The organism is Nonomuraea sp. NPDC051298 (genome assembly GCF_055586305.1).
The window spans coordinates 635349-653046 of record NZ_JBVJIM010000001.1 but is presented as its reverse complement, the minus strand read 5'-3'; the positions used below and the strand labels follow the sequence as shown (position 1 = coordinate 653046).

At 71.3% G+C, this 17698-nt stretch carries 18 protein-coding genes; 10 read left to right on the top strand and 8 right to left on the bottom strand.

All coding sequences use genetic code 11. From position 1 onward, the window contains the following. The coding region (locus ACZ6S0_RS03170) for a hypothetical protein (protein ID WP_465912932.1) at nucleotides 1-558 on the top strand (558 nt) is incomplete at its 5' end. Here ACZ6S0_RS03170 and ACZ6S0_RS03165 read toward each other — a convergent pair. The 4 genes from ACZ6S0_RS03165 to ACZ6S0_RS03150 form a co-directional block, all read right to left on the bottom strand. Further along, nucleotides 527-2656 (bottom strand): transglycosylase domain-containing protein, encoded by a 2130-nt coding sequence (locus tag ACZ6S0_RS03165; RefSeq protein ID WP_465912931.1) that lies wholly within the window; start codon nucleotides 2654-2656, stop codon nucleotides 527-529. The genes ACZ6S0_RS03170 and ACZ6S0_RS03165 overlap by 32 nt on opposite strands. 35 nt (nucleotides 2657-2691) lie before the next feature. Beyond that, a complete protein-coding gene (gene bla / locus ACZ6S0_RS03160) occupies nucleotides 2692-3648 on the bottom strand; it encodes a class A beta-lactamase (protein WP_465912930.1) in 957 nt (318 codons plus the stop codon). A gap of 117 nt (nucleotides 3649-3765) precedes the next feature. Then, nucleotides 3766-4962: an MFS transporter gene (locus ACZ6S0_RS03155; RefSeq protein WP_465912929.1), complete on the bottom strand. Its 1197-nt coding sequence runs from the start codon at nucleotides 4960-4962 to the stop codon at nucleotides 3766-3768. Nucleotides 4963-5164: 202 nt separating this feature from the next. Then, nucleotides 5165-5767: a winged helix-turn-helix domain-containing protein gene (locus tag ACZ6S0_RS03150; protein WP_465912928.1), complete on the bottom strand. Its 603-nt coding sequence runs from the start codon at nucleotides 5765-5767 to the stop codon at nucleotides 5165-5167. Nucleotides 5768-5966: 199 nt separating this feature from the next. Here ACZ6S0_RS03150 and ACZ6S0_RS03145 point away from each other — a divergent pair, with 199 nt between their 5' ends. The 5 genes from ACZ6S0_RS03145 to ACZ6S0_RS03125 all read left to right on the top strand — a co-directional run bounded on the left by ACZ6S0_RS03145 (nucleotide 5967) and on the right by ACZ6S0_RS03125 (nucleotide 8039). After that, a complete protein-coding gene (locus ACZ6S0_RS03145; RefSeq protein WP_465912927.1) occupies nucleotides 5967-6353 on the top strand; it encodes a hypothetical protein in 387 nt (128 codons plus the stop codon). A gap of 58 nt (nucleotides 6354-6411) precedes the next feature. Next, nucleotides 6412-6744, top strand: coding sequence for a YidH family protein (locus ACZ6S0_RS03140; RefSeq protein WP_344892226.1), 333 nt, complete (start codon nucleotides 6412-6414; stop codon nucleotides 6742-6744). 37 nt (nucleotides 6745-6781) lie between these two features. Continuing rightward, a complete protein-coding gene (locus ACZ6S0_RS03135) occupies nucleotides 6782-7117 on the top strand; it encodes a DUF202 domain-containing protein (RefSeq protein ID WP_465913378.1) in 336 nt (111 codons plus the stop codon). 78 nt (nucleotides 7118-7195) lie between these two features. Next, nucleotides 7196-7477, top strand: a complete 282-nt coding sequence (locus ACZ6S0_RS03130) for a hypothetical protein (protein ID WP_344892229.1) — start codon at nucleotides 7196-7198, stop codon at nucleotides 7475-7477. A gap of 124 nt (nucleotides 7478-7601) precedes the next feature. Continuing rightward, a complete protein-coding gene (locus tag ACZ6S0_RS03125) occupies nucleotides 7602-8039 on the top strand; it encodes a hypothetical protein (RefSeq protein WP_465912926.1) in 438 nt (145 codons plus the stop codon). Here ACZ6S0_RS03125 and ACZ6S0_RS03120 read toward each other — a convergent pair. Next, nucleotides 8036-9886: an ABC transporter ATP-binding protein gene (locus tag ACZ6S0_RS03120; RefSeq protein WP_465912925.1), complete on the bottom strand. Its 1851-nt coding sequence runs from the start codon at nucleotides 9884-9886 to the stop codon at nucleotides 8036-8038. The two genes, ACZ6S0_RS03125 and ACZ6S0_RS03120, sit on opposite strands and share 4 nt — an antisense overlap. Then, entirely contained in the window at nucleotides 9883-11667 is a 1785-nt protein-coding gene (locus tag ACZ6S0_RS03115) for an ABC transporter ATP-binding protein (protein WP_465912924.1), read from the bottom strand. Before ACZ6S0_RS03115 ends, ACZ6S0_RS03120 begins: the two co-directional genes overlap by 4 nt. Before the next feature lie 175 nt (nucleotides 11668-11842). On the opposite strand from ACZ6S0_RS03115, the gene ACZ6S0_RS03110 reads away from it, so the two are divergent. Together ACZ6S0_RS03110 and ACZ6S0_RS03105 are read left to right on the top strand one after the other, a co-directional pair. Continuing rightward, the gene (locus ACZ6S0_RS03110; RefSeq protein ID WP_465912923.1) at nucleotides 11843-12316 is read left to right on the top strand and encodes a nucleoside deaminase; all 474 of its coding nucleotides are present in this window, start codon (nucleotides 11843-11845) and stop codon (nucleotides 12314-12316) included. Between the two features lie 82 nt (nucleotides 12317-12398). Beyond that, nucleotides 12399-13712, top strand: coding sequence for a sensor histidine kinase (locus ACZ6S0_RS03105; RefSeq protein WP_465912922.1), 1314 nt, complete (start codon nucleotides 12399-12401; stop codon nucleotides 13710-13712). Nucleotides 13713-13739: 27 nt separating this feature from the next. Here the strand turns inward: ACZ6S0_RS03105 and ACZ6S0_RS03100 are convergent, their stop codons facing one another. Beyond that, entirely contained in the window at nucleotides 13740-14198 is a 459-nt protein-coding gene (locus ACZ6S0_RS03100; protein WP_465912921.1) for an aggregation-promoting factor C-terminal-like domain-containing protein, read from the bottom strand. A gap of 454 nt (nucleotides 14199-14652) precedes the next feature. On the opposite strand from ACZ6S0_RS03100, the gene ACZ6S0_RS03095 reads away from it, so the two are divergent. Further along, nucleotides 14653-15138, top strand: a complete 486-nt coding sequence (locus ACZ6S0_RS03095; protein WP_465912920.1) for a glutathione peroxidase — start codon at nucleotides 14653-14655, stop codon at nucleotides 15136-15138. 138 nt (nucleotides 15139-15276) lie between these two features. After that, nucleotides 15277-16404, top strand: coding sequence for a 2,5-dihydroxypyridine 5,6-dioxygenase NicX family protein (locus ACZ6S0_RS03090; RefSeq protein WP_465912919.1), 1128 nt, complete (start codon nucleotides 15277-15279; stop codon nucleotides 16402-16404). 79 nt (nucleotides 16405-16483) lie between these two features. On the opposite strand, the gene ACZ6S0_RS03085 is transcribed toward ACZ6S0_RS03090, so the two are convergent. After that, nucleotides 16484-17557 carry a LacI family DNA-binding transcriptional regulator gene (locus ACZ6S0_RS03085; protein WP_465912918.1) on the bottom strand — a complete coding sequence of 358 codons (1074 nt, stop codon included), beginning with the start codon at nucleotides 17555-17557 and terminating at the stop codon, nucleotides 16484-16486. Nucleotides 17558-17698: the final 141 nt, after the last annotated feature.

Here is a 17698-nt window from a genome sequence, read left to right as displayed (position 1 = left end):
GCGTCCGCCCCGCCCTCAGCGTCCGCCCCGCCCTCAGCGTCCGACTCGGTTCTGGCGTCCGGCCTGGCTTCTGCGTCCGACCCAATCCCGGCGTCCGGCCTGGACTCGGGGGTCAGGCCGGTGTCGGTGTTCGGTGCTGCGGGAGGGGTGTTGTCCGTCCTGTCCCGCCTCGACTACCTCGTCGACGACTTCGACGAGATCATCGAGGCGGGGCGGCGCTCGTACCGGGCGATCTGGCCGGGGGCGGCCGAGGCCGAGGTCCGCGCCGAGGTCGGCGACCTGGCGAGCGCGATCTACGAGATCCTGCACGTGAACGAGGACCAGGTGCCGTTCCCGTTCCCGGCCGCGAAACCGATCAGCGGGGTCGTCTGGTTCCTGGAGGCGGGTGAGGCGATGTCGGACGAGTTGGGCAGCCCGCCCGCGGACCCGTTCGGGGTGGCGGGGGACGCGGACGAAGGGCTGCTCTTCACGCACCGGAACATCTACTCGCCGTGGTCAGGGCGTTCGCCGAGGGCGGATGACCGGTCTACTCCAGGATGTCCTCGGGGGCGAGGGTGACCTCCGGGAGCGGCCCGGCGCCGCTCTCGTCGACCGTCTCCTTCTCCGGCTGACAGTGCTCGCCGCAGCCCTCGAACCGCGCCGTGTTCACCGGCACGAACTCACGCGGCTCGGCCCCTCGCAGCGCGGAGGCCATCGTGTCCCGCCAGATCGGACCCGGGATGCTGGCCCCCTGCACCGCGCCGTAGTAGCGTCCGCCGATCGTCACCCCGGTCAGCTTGTGCTGCTGCGAGCCGCGCGGGTCACCCAGGCTGACCGCGGCGGCCAGGTCGGGGGTGAATCCGGCGAACCAGGCCGAGGCGTAGTCGTCCGTGGTGCCCGTCTTGCCGGCCGCCGGGCGGCCGATGCCGCCCACCCCGCTCATCGTCCCCTCGGTGAACACGCCGGACAGCACCTCGGCCGTCGCGTCCGCGATCGCCGGGTCCAGGGCCTGGCGGCATTTGGGGCGGTATCGGGCGGTCTTGCCGTCGCGGTCGGTGATCTGGGTGATCGCCATCGGGGCGCAGTACGATCCGCGCGCCGCGATCGCCGCGTACGCGGTGGCCATCGTGACCGGGTCGGTCTCGTTGATCCCGAGCGTGAACGTCTCGAACTCCCGCAGCTTCTTGCCGTCCGCCCGCCGGACGCCCAGCGACTTGGCGGTCTCCACCGTGTCGCAGAGGCCGACGCGCTGCTCCAGCTCCATGAAGAACGTGTTCACCGAGTCCCACGTGCCGCTGCGCAGCGTCTTCCAGCCGGGCGAGCCCTCGTCGTTGGTGACGGTGTGGGTCGGGTCGCCGATGTTGCCGCCCGCGCAGTTCTTGAACGTCGAGTACTCCGGCGCCCGGTAACCCGCCCCCGCGGCGAGGCCGTCGTCCAGCTTCATGCCCTCCTTGAGCGCCGTGATCAGCGTGAACGTCTTCATCGTGGACCCCGGCTGGAACCCGACGCCGCCCCCGTGCGCCGCGTCCGCGACCACGTTGTACGAGATCTCGTTCTTGGCCGCCCGCCTGCCGTACTCCCTGCTGGCGGCCATCGCCCTGATCTCCCCGGTGCCCGGCTCGACCAGGGCCTCGGAGGCGACCGGGTGGTCGGAGGCGTTCACGTACCGCTTGATGGCCTGCTCGGCGGCCGCCTGCATGGCCGGGTCGAGCGTGGTCCTGATGGTCAGGCCGCCGCGGTTGAGCATCGCGAGCCGGTCCTCGGCGGTGCGGCCGAAGTCCGGGTTGCTGAGGATCTCCTGGCGAACGTAGATGCAGAAGTACGGATATTTGCTGGACTCGCAGCCTCCGGGGAGGTTGGTGCCCTTGTAGCCGAGTTTGGCGTCCTTCGCCTTCTCCGCCGCCGCGCTGGTGATCTTACCCAGTTCGGCCATCCGGTCCAGGACGACGTTGCGCCGCTTCAGCAGGCGTTCGCGCTGCTCGGTGCCGAGGTTGGGGTCGGTGGCGTTCGGGTCCTGGACGGCGCCGGCCAGCGTCGCCGCCTGCGGCAGGGTCAGGTCGGCCGCGTGCACGCCGAAGAACCGCTTGGCCGCCGCCTCCACCCCGTACGCGCTGGCCCCGAAGTACGCGATGTTCAGATATTTCTCGAGAATCTGGTCCTTGGTGTACTTCTTCTCGATCCCCATCGCGTACCGCAGCTCGTTGAGCTTGCGCGCGTAGCTGGCCTCGATGGCCGCGTCCCGCTCCTGATCGGTGTCGGCCGAGTTGAGCAGGACCTGCTTGACGTACTGCTGCGTGATGCTCGACCCACCCTGGCTCACCCGGCCCGACTGCAGGTTCGTGGCCAGCGCGCGCAGCGTGCCCTCGATGTCGATCGCCCCGTGGTCGTAGAACCGGAAGTCCTCGATCGCGACGATCGCCGTCTTCATCGTCCCGGCGATCTCGTCGAAGTCGACGACCTCGCGGTACTCCTCGTAGAAGCGGGCGATCTCGCCGCCCTTGGCGTCCCGCACGATCGTCACCTCGGCCGGCGGCGGCTCGGCGAGTTCGACCGGCACCAGGTTCACCTCGTTCGCCGCCGCCACGAGCCCGGCCCCCGCGCCCCCCACGGCCGGCACCGTGATCGCGGCCACCAGCAGGCCCGCCGCCACGCCCGCGGCGGTCAGGCGTACGATCATCGTCCCCCGACGTGGCATCGTCCCCCGACGTGACATCAGAGCCTGCCGAGTCCGCGAGCCAGGATCGTGGCGGTCCGGGCGATCACCGCGTCGTCCGCGGGCAGGCCGGCGACCTCGCGGTTGGTGTAGACGGCCAGGATGACCGGGGGCTCCGACCTGCCGGACGGCCAGGCGACGGCGATGTCGTTGGCCGTACCGATCTCGGAGTTCGTGCCCGTCTTGTCGCCGATCGTCCAGCTCTTGGGCAGCCCGGCGCGGATGCGCGCGTCGCCGGTCTTCGTGGCGATCAGCCAGGCGTTGAGCTGCTCACGGTCCTTGGCGGTCAGCGCGCTCCCTGACGTGACCAGCCGCAGGTCACGTCCGATGGCCGCGGGCGTGGTGGTGTCGCGCTTGTCCTTCGGGGTCCAGTCGTTCAGCTCGGTCTCCCAGCGGTCGAGGCGGGAGACCGGGTCCTTGAGCGTACGGAAGTACCTGGTCAGCCCGGCGGGCCCGCCGAGCTGCTTGAGCACCATGTTGCCCGCGGTGTTGTCGCTCAGCGTGATGGTGGCCTCGCAGAGCTGGGCGACCGTGAGGCCGTCCTCGACGTGCTTCTCGGTCGTCGGCGAGTTGGGCTTGACGTCGGCGGCCGTCCACTTGACCCGCTTGTCCATCAGGCCGGGCTCGGAGGTACGCGCCTTGTGCAGCGCCGCCGCGCAGGCCAGGGCCTTGAACGTGGACAGGAGCGGGAAGCGTTCGCCCGACCGGTAGGTGAGCGTCTTGCCGGTGGCGGTGTCGATGGCGTAGGCGCCGATGCGGCCCTTGAAGGACGTCTCCAGAGCCCGCAGCTCCTTGGTGACCTGTGCCTGGCCCGCCGGGGCCGTCTGCGCGACCGTCGCCGCCGCCGGCGCGGCCCCGGCCGCGCCCGTCGTCAGCGTGGCACCCGTGAAGAGGGAGAACGTCAGGGCGGTCGCCCGCAGCGTCGCCGGGTAGCGGCGGGTGCGGAGGTGTCGCATGCCAAAGTCCTTACTGTCGTCCATCAGGTCGCGGGCAGGAGCAAAGCAGATGCGATCCGGCGATGTCTAATAGCGATATCGCGAAAGTTTTCATATCGAATCTTGAATGAAAGCAGGTCAGCGGCCTCGCCGGAGCACCATGAGGCCCGCGCCGACCAGCCCGGCGGCGTGCAGGCACAACGTCGGCACGATGCCGATCCGGTCGCCGAGCGCGCCCGCGAGCGCCAGGCCGAGCAGTCCCGTGGCGGCGTGGGCGCTCCCGAGCAGCCCGAAGACGGCCCCGGCCCGGTCGCCGCCGGTGGCCGTCTGCGCCAGCGTGGTCAGCCCCGCCGTCGCCGCCGCGGCCGGGACCCCGGCCACGACGATCAGGACGAGCGCCGGCCAGAACACGGGCCAAGTCAGCGGGTAGACGAACAGCGCCAGGTCCGCCAGGCCGAAGACGACCGTCCCCCAGCCGAGCAGCGCTCGCGGCGGCGCGTCGCCCGGCCAGGCCGCCACGGCGAGCCCACCGGCGATGCCCCCCACCGCCTGCACCGACAGGAACACCCCGTACGCGTCCCCGCCGCCGCCCAGCACGTCCGCCACGAAGGGAGCGGCCAGCGTCGCGAAGAAGCCCTCGCCCAGTCCCATGATCATCATGTACGCCACCAGCAGCCGGACGCCCCTCTCCCGCAGCACGGACGGCCCCCGCCGCGCCGGGGAGCGCTCGCCCTCGGCCGGTGACGACGTCCGCAGGCTCGCCAGCAGCAGCGCGGAGAGCAGGAATCCGGCCACGTCGATCCACACGACGGCGGCCAGGCCGCCCACGCCGACCGTGACCCCGCCGGCCAGCGCGCCGATCAGCCGGGCGGCCTGGCCGCTCTGCCCGTGCAGGGCGTTGGCCCGGACGAGGTGCGACGCGGGCACGAGCCGGGGGAGCAGCGCCTTCTGGGCGGGGGCGAGCACCGTGCCGAGCGCGCCCGTCCAGAGGGCGACCGCGTACACGATCCACACCTGGTCGGGCCCGCGTACGGCCAGGAGCGGCAGCAGCCCGAGCGCCATGAGGAGCTGCGTGCCGACCAGCAGGCGGCGGCGGTCCCAGCGGTCGGCCAGCATCCCGGCGGCCGGGCCCAGCACGACGTCGGGGAGCCGGGCGGCCAGCAGCATGGTCGCGGTGGAGAGGGTGGAGCCGGTGAGCAGGTAGACGTGGAAGGCCAGGCCGGTGCCGATCGCCCAGTCACCGGTCTGCGAGATCAGCCCGGCCGCGAGGAACCGGCGGAAGTCGCGGTTGTCACCCCATAACGCCCGGATCCCGGGCGGTGCGGCCTCGATCATGAGAGGCGACCGCCGGACGGCGACGATCCGGCCGGGGCGGCCCGGTGAGCGGAGGCGGAGGTCCCGGACACAACGGCCAGGCTGGCCAGAACGGTCAGAAGGGCTCGGGCGGCGCGGGTGACCCGGAGGGCGCTGATGGGCACGGGGGCGCGGGTGACCCGGAGGGCGCTGATGGGCGGGAGAGGGCGGGGTGAGCGGCGCATCAGTCGCCCGTGCCGGTCGGGGGGAGCGGGACCACGAGCTGCGTCGCCAGCACGGGCAGCGCCCCGTCGGGCCGGGAGGCCGGGTCGGACGTGCGCGCCATCAACGGCTCCAGCAGCGCCTCCACGGCCGCCCCGATCGTCTTGATCTCGTCGGGGGTGGCGTACAGGTAGAAGTTGCCGACCCCGCCGACCGCCCGCCACGGCTCCGGTGCGTCGGCCCGGCGCTGCTGCCACTCGACCAGCCGGGCCAGCGCCCGCTCCGCGATCACCTGCTCCAGCAGCCCTCGCGCGGCCGAGGCGTCGGTGCCGGGCTCGTCGCTGCCCCACTCCTGGACGGTCTCGGTCACCTTCCACGGCCGTTCCCGCTCGTCGCGGGCGGGCGCCTGCTCGACGAAGCCGTACTTGGCGAGCTGCCGCAGATGGTACGAGGCCAGCGCCTGGCTGATGCCGACCTCGCGGGCCGCGTCCGCGGCGGTCGCCGTGCCCGCGCGCAGCAGCACCTCGTGCAGCGCCAGCCGTACCGGATGCGCGAACGCCCGCATCGCCGCCGGGTCGTCCAGCAGCCGCCGGGGACGGCCGCCCGTTGCCGATTCCAAAGACATGTTTGGAATCTTCGGGCGAAGGGCGGCAAGACGTCAAGGGTTTCTTTGGAATGCCAGGACGGCAACCGTGCCCGCCGGGCCGCCCGCCGGGCCGCCCGCCGGGCCGCCCGCCGCCTTCCTGACACAGGCGGCGGGCCGGTGAGCTGTCCGGAAAGTTTTGGTCACGGCACGTGGCCGGGTGCTTGGGTAGGGTCGAAGCATGCGTCTCCTCAAAAGCCGGTTCTTGCCTCTGGCCCTGTTCGCCTCGGCCGCGTTCGCGGCCGGTTGCAGCGACGTCAACAACACCATCGACAAGGCCCAGGCGTGTCTGGAGGCACCCAAGATCATCGCCGACCTGGGCACGCAGATCGCCTCGCTCACCAACGACCCCCAGGCCATGGACAAAGCCCTCGACGACGCCGCGGCCAAGCTCAACGGCGTGGCCGACACCGCGGCCAACACCACGCTCAAAGAGGCCAGCGACAGCATGGCGAGCACCTTGACCGGCATCACGCTCAACGACGTCAACGACGCCGTCGACGCCGTGCAGAAGGTCACCGCGGAGGGCGCCGCCTACGTGGAGAAGGTGGCCCAGGCCTGTAGCTGAGTCGTCGGGACAATCCCGACTTCTCTAGGGGAAATGGGTACGAATTACCGTTTATCCCATGGAGCCCGACCCGCGTTTCACCTTGGCCAACGAACGAACCTTCCTCACCTGGCTGAGCACGGCGCTGGCGCTCAGCGCGGGTGGGGTGGCCATGGCGGCGGTGCCGTCCGACGTGTTCGTGCCGTGGATCCGTACGGGGCTGGCCGTCGTGCTGGTCACCCTCTCCGCGCTGGCGGCGGGCATGGCCTACCCCCGCTGGCGCAACATCCAGCGGGCACTGCGGGAGCAGGCGCCGCTCCCGCCGCCCGCGCTGGCGGCCGTCTTCGGGTACGGCGTCGCCGCCGTGGCCGTGGTGGCCCTCGTCCTCATCATCCTGTCGGCGCAGAAATGAGCAGGCAGATGAGCACGCAGAGGGGCGGTCGTTGACGATGGCCGCGGACGAGGAGATCTGGGACCGGGGGCTGCAGAGCGAGCGGACCCGCCTGGCCTGGGTACGTACGGCGGTGGCGCTGTCCACCGGCGGACTGGCCGCGGCCGGGCTCGCGGTCAGGAGCAGCCTGCCCTCGGTCGCGATCGCGGCCTTCGCGATGGCCGCGTTCTGCGGCGGCGTCCTGCTCATCAGGACGAGGCTGCGGTTCCGCCGGGTCCAGGCGGCGCTGCACGGCGGCCGGCCGCTGGGCGCCGGGGTCGACGTGGTTTTCGCCTGGCTCGGCACGCTGAGCGTGGTGGCGGGTGCTTTCACCTTCGTGTTCACCGTTCGGTGAGGCCGGTTGCGGGAATTCGAGAGGGAGGCGGACACTCGGAATCAGGGGGTGACCTCGTTGGAGGAAGAGCACCGGCAAGTGCCTTTCGAGTGCCAGAGCTGCTGGCATGTCTGGCAGGAAGAGTACGTCGTCAGGCACATCGAAGATGATCACGGCAACGCGGGCGAGGTCTGGCTGCGTGCCGACCTGCCCATCCCGCCGCCCTCGCCGGGCGCCATCTGCCCGCGGTGCGGCTGCCAGAAGGCGACCACGTTCCCGGACGGCTACCTGTCACGCCATCCCGAGCTGATCCCACCGGCCGAGCCCGTCGTTCCCGACGCGACGCCGCTGCTCAGCCCGGTGCCCAGACCGTTCTACTGACCTCTAACCTGACAGCGGGTGAGCATTTCGTGGCTCCCGGTGGCAGAAAGCCCGTCTTGTACGGAGAACGTGGCCGGACGGACACTCGGATCGACACGGCGATCAACGGCCGGGGGTGGTCCTGGTGCCCGACGGGTTCGAGACCTGTGAGACGTGGCCCTTCGAATGCCTTCGCTGCCTGCACGTCTGGGTAGAGGAATACGTCGTCAGACACCTCTCCGACGTCTACGGCAACGAGGTGGACATCTGGCTCAGCTCGGGGGTTCCCGTGCCGCCGCCCTGGACGGACCTCTGCTGTCCGGACTGCGGCGCGTACCACGTGACCTGGTTCCCCTCCGGGTATCTCACCCGCCATCCCGAGCTGATGCCCCGGCGCGAGCCGGAGCCGGAGCCCGAGCCGACGCCGGAGCCGGTCATGGTGCCGGTCACGGGCGGGGCGCCCGCCGCGAAGCGGGCGCACCTGCCCGGCCGGCTGCTCGTCGCGCTGGGCGTGCCGCTGGCCCTGTTCGTCGGCTACGAGCTGTACGCCAACATCGTGGCCCTGGCCCACCCCCGGCACTAGCTGAGGCTCTCCAGCCACGCCCGGTGCAGCCCGGCGAAGCGGCCGGAGGCGGCGATGAGCTGGTCCGGCGGCCCGTCCTCGACGATGCGGCCGCGCTCCATCACCAGCACCCGGTCGGCGATCTCCACGGTCGACAGCCGGTGCGCGATGATCAGCGCGGTCCGCTCGGCCAGGATCGTCCGCAGCGCGCGCTGCACCAGCCGCTCGCTCGGCACGTCGAGGCTGGAGGTGGCCTCGTCGAGGATCAGCACCGCCGGGTCGGCCAGGAACGCCCGCGCGAACGCGACGAGCTGCCGCTGCCCGGCCGACATGCGCCCGCCGCGCTTGCCCACCTCGGTCGCGTAGCCGTCGGGCAGGCCGGAGATGAACTCGTGGGCGCCGATGGCCTTGGCGGCCTCGCGGACCTGGCGGTCGGTGGCGCCGGGGCGGCCGAACCTGATGTTGTCGGCGACCGTGCCGCTGAACAGGAAGTTCTCCTGGGTCACCATGACCACGGCCTGGCGCAGCGTGGGCTCGTCGAGCGCGCGCAGGTCGACGCCGTCGAGCAGCACGCGGCCCTCGGTCGGGTCGTAGAAGCGGGAGATCAGCTTGGCCAGCGTGGTCTTGCCCGCGCCCGTCGCGCCGACCAGCGCCACGCTCTGACCGCCCGGGATCGTCAGGTCGAGCCGGGGCAGGATCGGCATCTCCTTGACGTAGGCGAACTCGACCCGCTCGAAGCGCACCTTCCCGCGCGCGGTGCCGGGCGGCAGCGCCGCCGGCTCGCGCGGCTCGGGCACGCCGGGCTCCTCCTCCAGCACGCCCGACAGCTTCTCCAGGGCCGCGCCGGCCGACTGCAGCGTGTTGTAGAACTGGCTGACCTCCTGCATCGGCTCGTAGAACTGGCGCAGGTAGAGCAGGAACGCGGTCAGCACGCCGACCTTGACCTCCCCCTGGAGGGCCAGCCAGCCGCCGTAGAGCAGCACGCCGCCGATCGTCAGGTTGCCGATCAGCTTGATGCCGGTCATGAACGTCGCGCCGAGCTGCATGCTGCGCGCGTTCGCCCCCCGGTAGTCGTCGTTGAGCTGCTCGAAGATCTCCTGGTTGCGCGGCTCCCTGCGGAAGGCCTGCACGGCGCGGATGCCGGTCATCGACTCCACGAAGTGGACGATCACCAGCGCCACGGTCTCCCGCGTACGCCGGTAGACGATGGCCGACTGCTGCCTGAACCACTTCGTGAACAGCACCAGGAACGGCAGCGGGATCAGCGCCACCAGGCCCAGGTGCACGTCCAGCACCAGCAGCAGCACCGCCGTTCCGACCATGGTCAGCACGGCCTTGACCAGCGCGTCGAACCCCGACTGGAGCAGCTCGGCGATGGCCTCGATGTCGGAGGTCAGCCGCGAGATCACGCGTCCGGAGGTGTACTGCTCGTGGAAGCTCAGCGACAGCCGCTGGAAGTGGTCGAACACCCTGCGGCGCAGCTCCAGCAGGATGCCCTGGCCGATCGTGCCCGACAGCCGCAGGAACGCCTGCCGGGTGATCGCCTGGGTGATGGCCGCGCCCAGGATCACCCCGACCACGGTCAGCAGGACGCCCGGGCCTGACCCGCCGGTGATCGGCGGGATGCCCTCGTCGATGCCCACCGAGACCAGGAACGGGATCGACAGGCCGGCCGCGTTCGACACCACGATGATCGCGACCAGCAGCGCGATCTTCTTCCTGGACGGCTTGAGCAGGTCGCCCAGCAGCCGCCGCGAGCGGGCCCGCAGCAGCACGGACACCTTCTCCGGCAGCTCGTCCTGGTCCTCGGAGGCGACGCCGCGCCAGGAACGGGCGTCCTGCCCGGTCTCCGGGGCCGTGGCGGTCATCGCAGCGCTCCTTCCGAGGCGCCGTCGAAGTCGGCGTCCTGGGCCAGCAGCTCCCGGTATTCGGGCACCCGCGCCAGCAGCTCCTGGTGCTGCCCGACGTGGGTGATCGTGCCGCCGCGCAGCAGCGCGACCTTGTCGGCCAGCAGCACGGTGGAGGCCCGGTGGGCGACCACGATGCCGGTCGCCTCGCGCAGCACGTGGCGCAGCGCCTCCTCCACCAGGGCCTCGGTCTCGACGTCGAGCGCGGACAGCGTGTCGTCGAGCACGAGGATGCGCGGCTTGCTCAGCACCGCCCTGGCCAGGGCCAGGCGCTGGCGCTGGCCGCCGGACAGGGACAGCCCCTGCTCGCCGATGCGGGTGTCGAGGCCCCACGGCAGGTCGTAGACGAACATGGCCTGCGCGGTCCTGATGGCCTCGGCCAGCTCTTCCTCGGTGGCGTCGAGGCGGCCGAGCGTGAGGTTCTCGCGCACGCTCATCGAGAACAGCGTGGGCTCCTCGAAGGCGGTGGCCACCACCGAGCGCAGCACCTTCAGGTCGAGCTCGCGCACGTCGTGCCCGTCGATCGTGACCCGGCCCGACGTGGGGTCGATCAGGCGGGGCACCAGCGCGGTCAGGGTGGTCTTGCCCGCCCCGGTCGCGCCCACGACGGCCACCGTCTCGCCGGGCCTGACCTCCAGCCAGAGGTCGTGCAGCACGGGCTCCTCGGAGTCGGCGAAGCGGAAGCCGACGCCCTCGAAGCGCAGGTGCCCGCGCGGCTCGTCGATGGTCCGGGTGCCGCCCTCGATGGCCGGGGCGGTGTCCATGACCTCCATCAGGCGGTCGGCGGAGGTCATCGCCTCCTGGGCCATGGCCAGGATGTAGCCGAGGCTCGCGATCGGCCAGACGAGCTGGAGCATCAGCGTGGTGAACGCGACCAGCGCGCCCAGGGTGAGCCCGCCCGAGCCGACCGCCAGCGCGCCCAGCAGCAGCACGAAGGCCAGCGTGATGTTGGGGATGATCTCCAGGAACGCGAAGAACTTGGCCGAATGGCGCACCTTGTCCATCGACGAGCTGTAGACCTTGAGCGCGGCGTCGTCGTAGCGGTCGTAGACGTGATGGCGGCGGCCGAACGCCTTGATCGTACGGATGCCGATCGCGGACTCCTCGACGAGCGTGGCGAGGTCGCCCTGCTCGTCCTGGACCCGGCGGGAGATCTTGATGTAGCGCTTCTCGAAGTGCAGCGAGGTCCACACGATCGGTACGGCCGAGGCCAGCACCAGCAGCCCGAGCGGCCAGTACTTGTTCAGCAGCAGCACGGTGACCGTGATGAGCTGAAGGATGTTCATGACCAGGAAGAGCATGCCGAAGCCGAGGAAGCGGCGGATCGTCGACAGGTCGGTCGTGGCCCGTGATAAGAGCTGCCCCGACTGCCAGTCGCCGTGAAAGCCCATCGGCAGGCGCTGCAGGTGCTCGTAGAGGTCGTCGCGGATGGCGGTCTCCAGGCCGAGCACCGGTTTGACCTGGAGCCAGCGCCTGAAGAAGATCAGCAGGGCCTCGACCACGCCGACGCCGATCGCGAGCAGCCCGAGCGGGAGCAGCGCGTCGGAGTCGCCGTGGGCGACGGGGCCGTCGATGACCCTCTCGCTGATGAGGGGGAGCGCGATGCCGACGGCGATGCCGACGATCGCGGCCAGCCAGATGAAGGTCAGTCTGACGACGTACGGGCGGAGGTAGGACTTCATCCGCCACAGGGAGTTGGAGGAGAGCAGGGGACGGCGAGATTTGTGCGTATCGGGAGGCATCCCTCCTAGGCTAATACGGGGTATCAACCGATTTTCTGTGGCCTGATGGTGGGTTTCCTGTACGTGACGTGCGGAAACATGAAAGATCATGTAGTTCCGGTGGCACGTAACCTTTGTTGTGATGTGTTCGGGAATGTTCTTTAAGCCTGCCCGGACGGCCCGCGAAAGGAGACTCATGATCGAGCCATCGGAGCTGCCGCACCTGCGGCGCTGCGTCGAACTCGCCCGGCTGGCCCTGGAGTCGGGCGACCAGCCGTTCGGCTCGGTGCTGGTCTCCGGCGACGGCGTCGTACTGGCCGAAGACCACAACCGGGTGGCCTCGGGAGACGCCACAAGGCACCCGGAGTTCGAGCTGGCCCGCTGGGCGGCCGGGCACATGACGCCCGAGGAGCGCGCCGCCGCCACCGTCTACACCTCCGGCGAGCACTGCCCGATGTGCGCCGCCGCGCACGCCTGGGTGGGGCTGGGCCGCATCGTGTACGTCGCCTCCTCGGCGCAGTTCGCCGCCTGGCTGGCCGAGCTGGGGGTGCCCGCGCCGCCCGTGCGTACGCTGCCGGTCAACGACGTCGCGCCCGGCGTGACCGTCGAGGGCCCGGTGCCCGAGCTGGCCGAGGAGGTGCGCGAGCTGCACCGCCGCTTCCACGGCTGACCCCGGCACCCGTTTGACCTGCGGTTTGTACGATGCATGGCAGAGTCGGACCATGGTGCACTTCCGCTCCATAAGGGCACGGATGACGATCGCGACGGTGGTGTCCTTCGGCGTCGTGCTCCTGGCCGGAGTGGGAATGATCACGATGACGTACCCGGCGCGGGCGCGGGCCGACCTCAAGGACCAGGCGGCCAGCGCCAGTCGGCACGTCGCGACCATGATCGACAGGCAGCGGCTCATCGGCCCGATCCCGCCGCAGGACAACGTCCATTTCCTCCAGGTCGTGGACGGGCGGGGCGGCGTCGTCGCCGCCAGCTCCACCCTGGCTGGCCGGCCGCCGCTGACCCGGGCCTGGCCCACCGGCGGAGACTCGCGGGTCGAGGACCGGGTGTGCCGGCCCGACGGGTGCCTGATCGTCGTGGGCACCAGCAATCCCTCCACCCCGTACGGCCCGGTCGTCGCCTACGGCGCCGTGCGCGAGACGTTCCTGATGCGCTCGCCCTTCCTGCCCGTGCTCCTGTTCGGCTCCGCCGCCGCCCTCCTGGCGCTCATGGCCTGGGGCGCCTGGTACGGCGTCGGCCGCGTGCTGGCCCCCGTCGAGCGGATCAGGCGGGGCCTCGAACGGATCAGCGCCGTCGACCTCGGCCGCCGCATCGAGGTGCCCGCCACCAGGGACGAGGTCGCCGAGCTGGCCGTCACCGTCAACGACACGCTCGACCGCCTGGAGAACGCCGTCGACCGGCACCGGCGGTTCGTCTCCGACGCCTCACACGAGCTGCGCACCCCCATCGCGGCCCTGACGGTGCGGCTGGAGGCGGGCCTCGAGGAACGCACCGAGGCGGACTGGCAGGCGGCGCTGGACGACGCGCGGCGGCTGTCCGACATCGTGCAGGATCTGCTGCTGATGGCCCGCCTCGACGCCGGTCCCGAGGTCGCCCACGAGCGCGTCAACCTGGGCCGGCTCGTCGAGGCCGAGATCGCGCGGCGGCCCTGCCGGCTGCCGGTGACGACGGAGGTCCAGTCCGGCGTGTACGTGCGGGGCAACCGCCTGCGCCTGGCCCGCCTGTTCACGAACCTGCTGTCCAACGCCGACCGCTACGGGGACTCGCGGGTGCTGGTACGCGTGCTGAGGTCGGGGGAGTGGGCGCTGCTGGACGTGGTGGACGACGGGCCGGGGATCCCGGCGGAGCTGCGGGAGCGGGTGTTCGAGCGCTTCACCCGGCTGGACCGTACGCGGTCGCGCGACACCGGGGGCAGCGGGCTGGGGCTCCCGATCGCGAGGGACATCGCCCGCGCGCACGGAGGGGAGATCAAGATCGTGGAAGGCCCGGAGACGAGGGTCTCCCTGCGGATTCCGCTGGCCGATTCTGCGGGGCGGCGGGAGGGCATCCGGTGAGCGGCTCCGGATGCCCTCCTGAGCCGGCTAGTACCAGTTGTGCGATCTCCAGTGGCCCCAGGCGCCGCACGGCCTGCCGTATCTCCCCTTGATGTAGGCCAGGCCCCAGCGGATCTGCGTCTCGGGGTTCGACTTCCAGTCGCTGCCCGCGCCGCGCATCTTGCCGGCGGGCAGGGCCTGCGGGATTCCGTACGCGCCGGACGAGTGGTTGAGCGCCCGGTGGTTCCAGTTGCTCTCCCGGGTCCACAGGTTGTCCAGGCAGCGGAACTCCTGGTAGTTCCACGCCCGCTGGACGACATGCCCCAGGGCGATCTTCTTGTTCCTGCCGGCGGGTCGCACGGCCGCCATCTTCGGCTGCGCCGACGTGGTCCAGATCCGGGTCTTGATCGGTGGCCCGGATTCGGCCAGAGCCGGTGCGGTCGTCCCCAGCGCGGTGAACGCGGTGACGGAGATGAGTGTGCCGGTGATCGCGCGTTTGCTGTCCAAATCGATCCTTGCGCTCAGGTCGCGTGCGGACGGGCGCCAAGAGCAGGCGTCCTGCCGGTCCGCGTCCGTGGCTCGGACGCGGAGGGTCCGCGCGGCCCTCCGGGATTCCTGCGTCCGCCCGATCCAACTGGGTGGCCCGGAGGGCACCACGACGTGTCCTCAAGCACGATTCCTAATACGCGCCGTCACCGCGGGACGCACATCAGGACACGCGCAGGACAGGTGTTTGTGTGATCGTTGCGGATAAAAGGGCCGCTCGCTGGAGCGGGTTTGCCCGGTCCGCCGGCCATATGGTGGACCCTTGCCGAGAAATGCGGACAAGCCTGGGGTTTGGCCGGGCGCCAACCGTGGGAGTGAGGGCTCGCGGGGCGCGACACGGCGACGTCCGGCCAGGTCGCGGGGGTGTGGGCGGTGGTCCGGTTCCGGCCCCGGCCCGCTTCTGTAGGGTCGGGTCATGAGCCTCTCCGAGATCCCGCTCCGCACGCTCGCCGACGCGCCCACCTCGCTCGCCGAGCTGACCGGCGGCCAGCCCGCCCTCGTCGTCAACGTGGCCTCCCGCTGCGGCCTCACCCCGCAGTACACCGGCCTCGTCAAGCTCCAGGAGCAGTACGGCCCCCGCGGCTTCACCGTCATCGGCATGCCCTGCAACCAGTTCGCCGGCCAGGAGCCGGGCACGGCCGAGGAGATCGAGCAGTTCTGCGCCACCACGTACGGCGTGGACTTCCCCCTGCTGGAGAAGGCCGACGTCAACGGGCCCGACCGGCACCCCCTGTACGCCGAGCTGACCCAGGCCGCCGACGGGCAGGGCGAGGCCGGCGACGTGCAGTGGAACTTCGAGAAGTTCCTGCTCGACGGCGAGGGCCGGGTCGTGGCCCGCTTCCGGCCGCGGACCGAGCCGCAGGACGCGGCCGTCACCGCGGCGATCGAGCGGCTTCTCTAGCAGCGAAGCCCGCCTCCCGCGCGGTGGACCGGGCGGCGAGCTGGTCGACGGATACGAAGAGTAGTGAGACGAACGCGTGATGTGTCCGTGTCGCTGGGTATCGACCAGGTTGCCGACTGATGTCCCATGGAGGGCGTGATGACCATCAATCCGTACGCGGGATCGCCCTTCAGCTATGTCGCCGAGCCCGCCGTGGCTCCGTACTCGATCGTCGAGCTGATGCCCGGCGTGCGCAACCTGTGCGAGTACGTACGGCTGGCCCCGGGCGAGCGGGTGCTGTTGATGATGGAGCACACCATCGATCCGGTCGTCGTGCAGGCCATCGCGGCGGCGGCCGCCCTGCGCGACGCGGACGTGCGCATCCTGTCGGTGCCCCCGTTCAGCGCCGGGGGGTGGGATCGGCAGGCATCCCTGGAGATCGAGACGGCGGCCTTCCACGAGGCCGACGTCGTGATCAGCGGCACCTGGTGGGGCGAGGTGCACACGGCGCCGCTGTTCTTCGATCAGATCAAGTCGCGTTCCTCCCGTTTCCTGTCCCTGCACATGACCGCGACCGCCGGGGCGCTGCTGACCGGCGGCCGGCTGCCCGCCGAGGTGTTCTACGCGCTGTTGCGGCGGGCCCTGCGGCAGCTCTCGGTGGCGGGGTCGATCAGGGTGACGTCCGCGCGGGGGACCGACGTCACCTTCTCCGGCCTGGCCTTCGATCCCGACCCGGGGGCGTTGCGGCCCGGCGACTGGCGGCCCTTCCCGTACGGAGGGGCGAACTTCTGGCCGACCGACACCGAGGGCGTGCTCGTCGTCGAGGACTGCACGGTGACCGGCGTGCCGGAGGAGCCCCTGCGCATCACGCTCGAAGGCAACCTGGTACGCAAGATCGAGGGCGGGGCCGCCGCCGCCCAACTGCGCCGCTACGCCCCCGGCGGCCTCTACATGCGCCACGGCCTGTTCGGGCTGAACCCGAAGGTACGCCTGGCGGGCGGCACGCAGTTCGAGCGCGAGAAGCACGCGGGGGCCTTCTACTGCGGCCTCGACGGGCTGACCGACGGCGTGCCGGTCACGTCAGGGCCCGGCTTCGCGCACTGCGACTGCCAGGTGGACCGGCCGACGGTGGAGGTGGACGGCGAGCTGTTCGTCGAGCACGGACGGCTGCTGATGCTGGACGAGCCGGAGATCAGGGAGGTCGCGGCCCAGTTCGGCCCGCCGGACGTGGTCCTCGACGACAACCCGGTGATGATCCTCCCGCGCCGCTACACCGGGGCCGGGTAGCCGCTCGTCCCCGCGGGCCCAGCCGAAGGGGCCCGGCCAAGGGGAGCGGTCCGAGAGGGCGCGGTTCGAGAGGGCGCGGTCAGCGGCGAGGGCCGCAGCTACCGCGGATGATCAGCTCCGTGGGCAGGACCACAGAACGGGGCTTGCGGGCGCCCGAGCGCAGCACCAGCTCGGCCGCCCGGTAGCCCATGTCGCGGCCGGGCTGGGCGATCACCGTGAGCGGCGGGGAGCACAGCTCGGCCCACGGCACGTCGTCGTACATCACGAGCGAGACGTCTCTGGGCACCCGCAGGTCCAGCTCTCTGGCCGCCAGCACCGCCGCCTCGCCGAGCACGTTGCCCCCGGCCACCACCGCCGACAGGTCGGGACGGCTCTGGAACAGGCCCGAGGCGGCGGCGTAGGCCGAGTCGCGGCTGCCGGTGCCGAACACGACCAGTTCCTCGTCCACCGGCGCCCCCACCGCCTCGCCGAACGCGGCCGCCCGCCGGTCGTGGCCGGGGCCGCCGAGGAAGGCGATGCGCTTGTGGCCCAGCCCGCGCAGGTAGCGGACCGCCGTACGGATGCCCGCCCGGTCGTCGGCCACCACGGACGGTGCGTCCAGCGGCCGCGGGCGCGGCGCGGCGGACAGGCCGTCGAGGAGCATGAGGTCGTGCACCGAGCGCACGGCCGGGTGGTCGCCGGAGGAGGACACGGGGGAAGGCAGGGCGGGCAGGTGGTCGGCGAAGACCACCGTCATGCCCGCGCGGATCGCCGGGGCCCAGGTCTCCTCATCGCCGGAGGGGACGGCGATGAGCCGGTCGACGCTCTGCTCCAGGAGCATGCCGATCAGCTCGGCCTCCTGCTCGGGGTCGCCGCCCGTGGAGCCGATCAGGACCGGCTCGCCGGCCGAGCGGGCGCAGGCGAGCACGCCCTCGGCGAGCTGCGCGTAGAAGGTGTCGGTCAGGTCGGGGACGAGCAGGCCCATGCCGCCGGTGCGGCGCTGGCGAAGGTTGCGCCCCAGCGCGCTGGGGCGGTAGTCGAGCTGCGCGGCCACGGCCAGGACGCGCTCTCTGGTCTGCGGGCTGGCCGAGCCGCCCGAGAGCACCCTGGACACGGTCGCGACGCCCACGCCGGCCGCCTCGGCCACATCCTTGATGGTCGCCCGCTTGTCCATGGAAACGATTCCATCATGGTTTCCGCGAATCCGGAAGACGCCGGGAACGACAACGGCTGGTCACACGGTAACCCTTGACACGGATGTCCGTTTCGGGTGAGATGCTTGAAAACGTATCCACATGAGTGGGGACTCGGTACC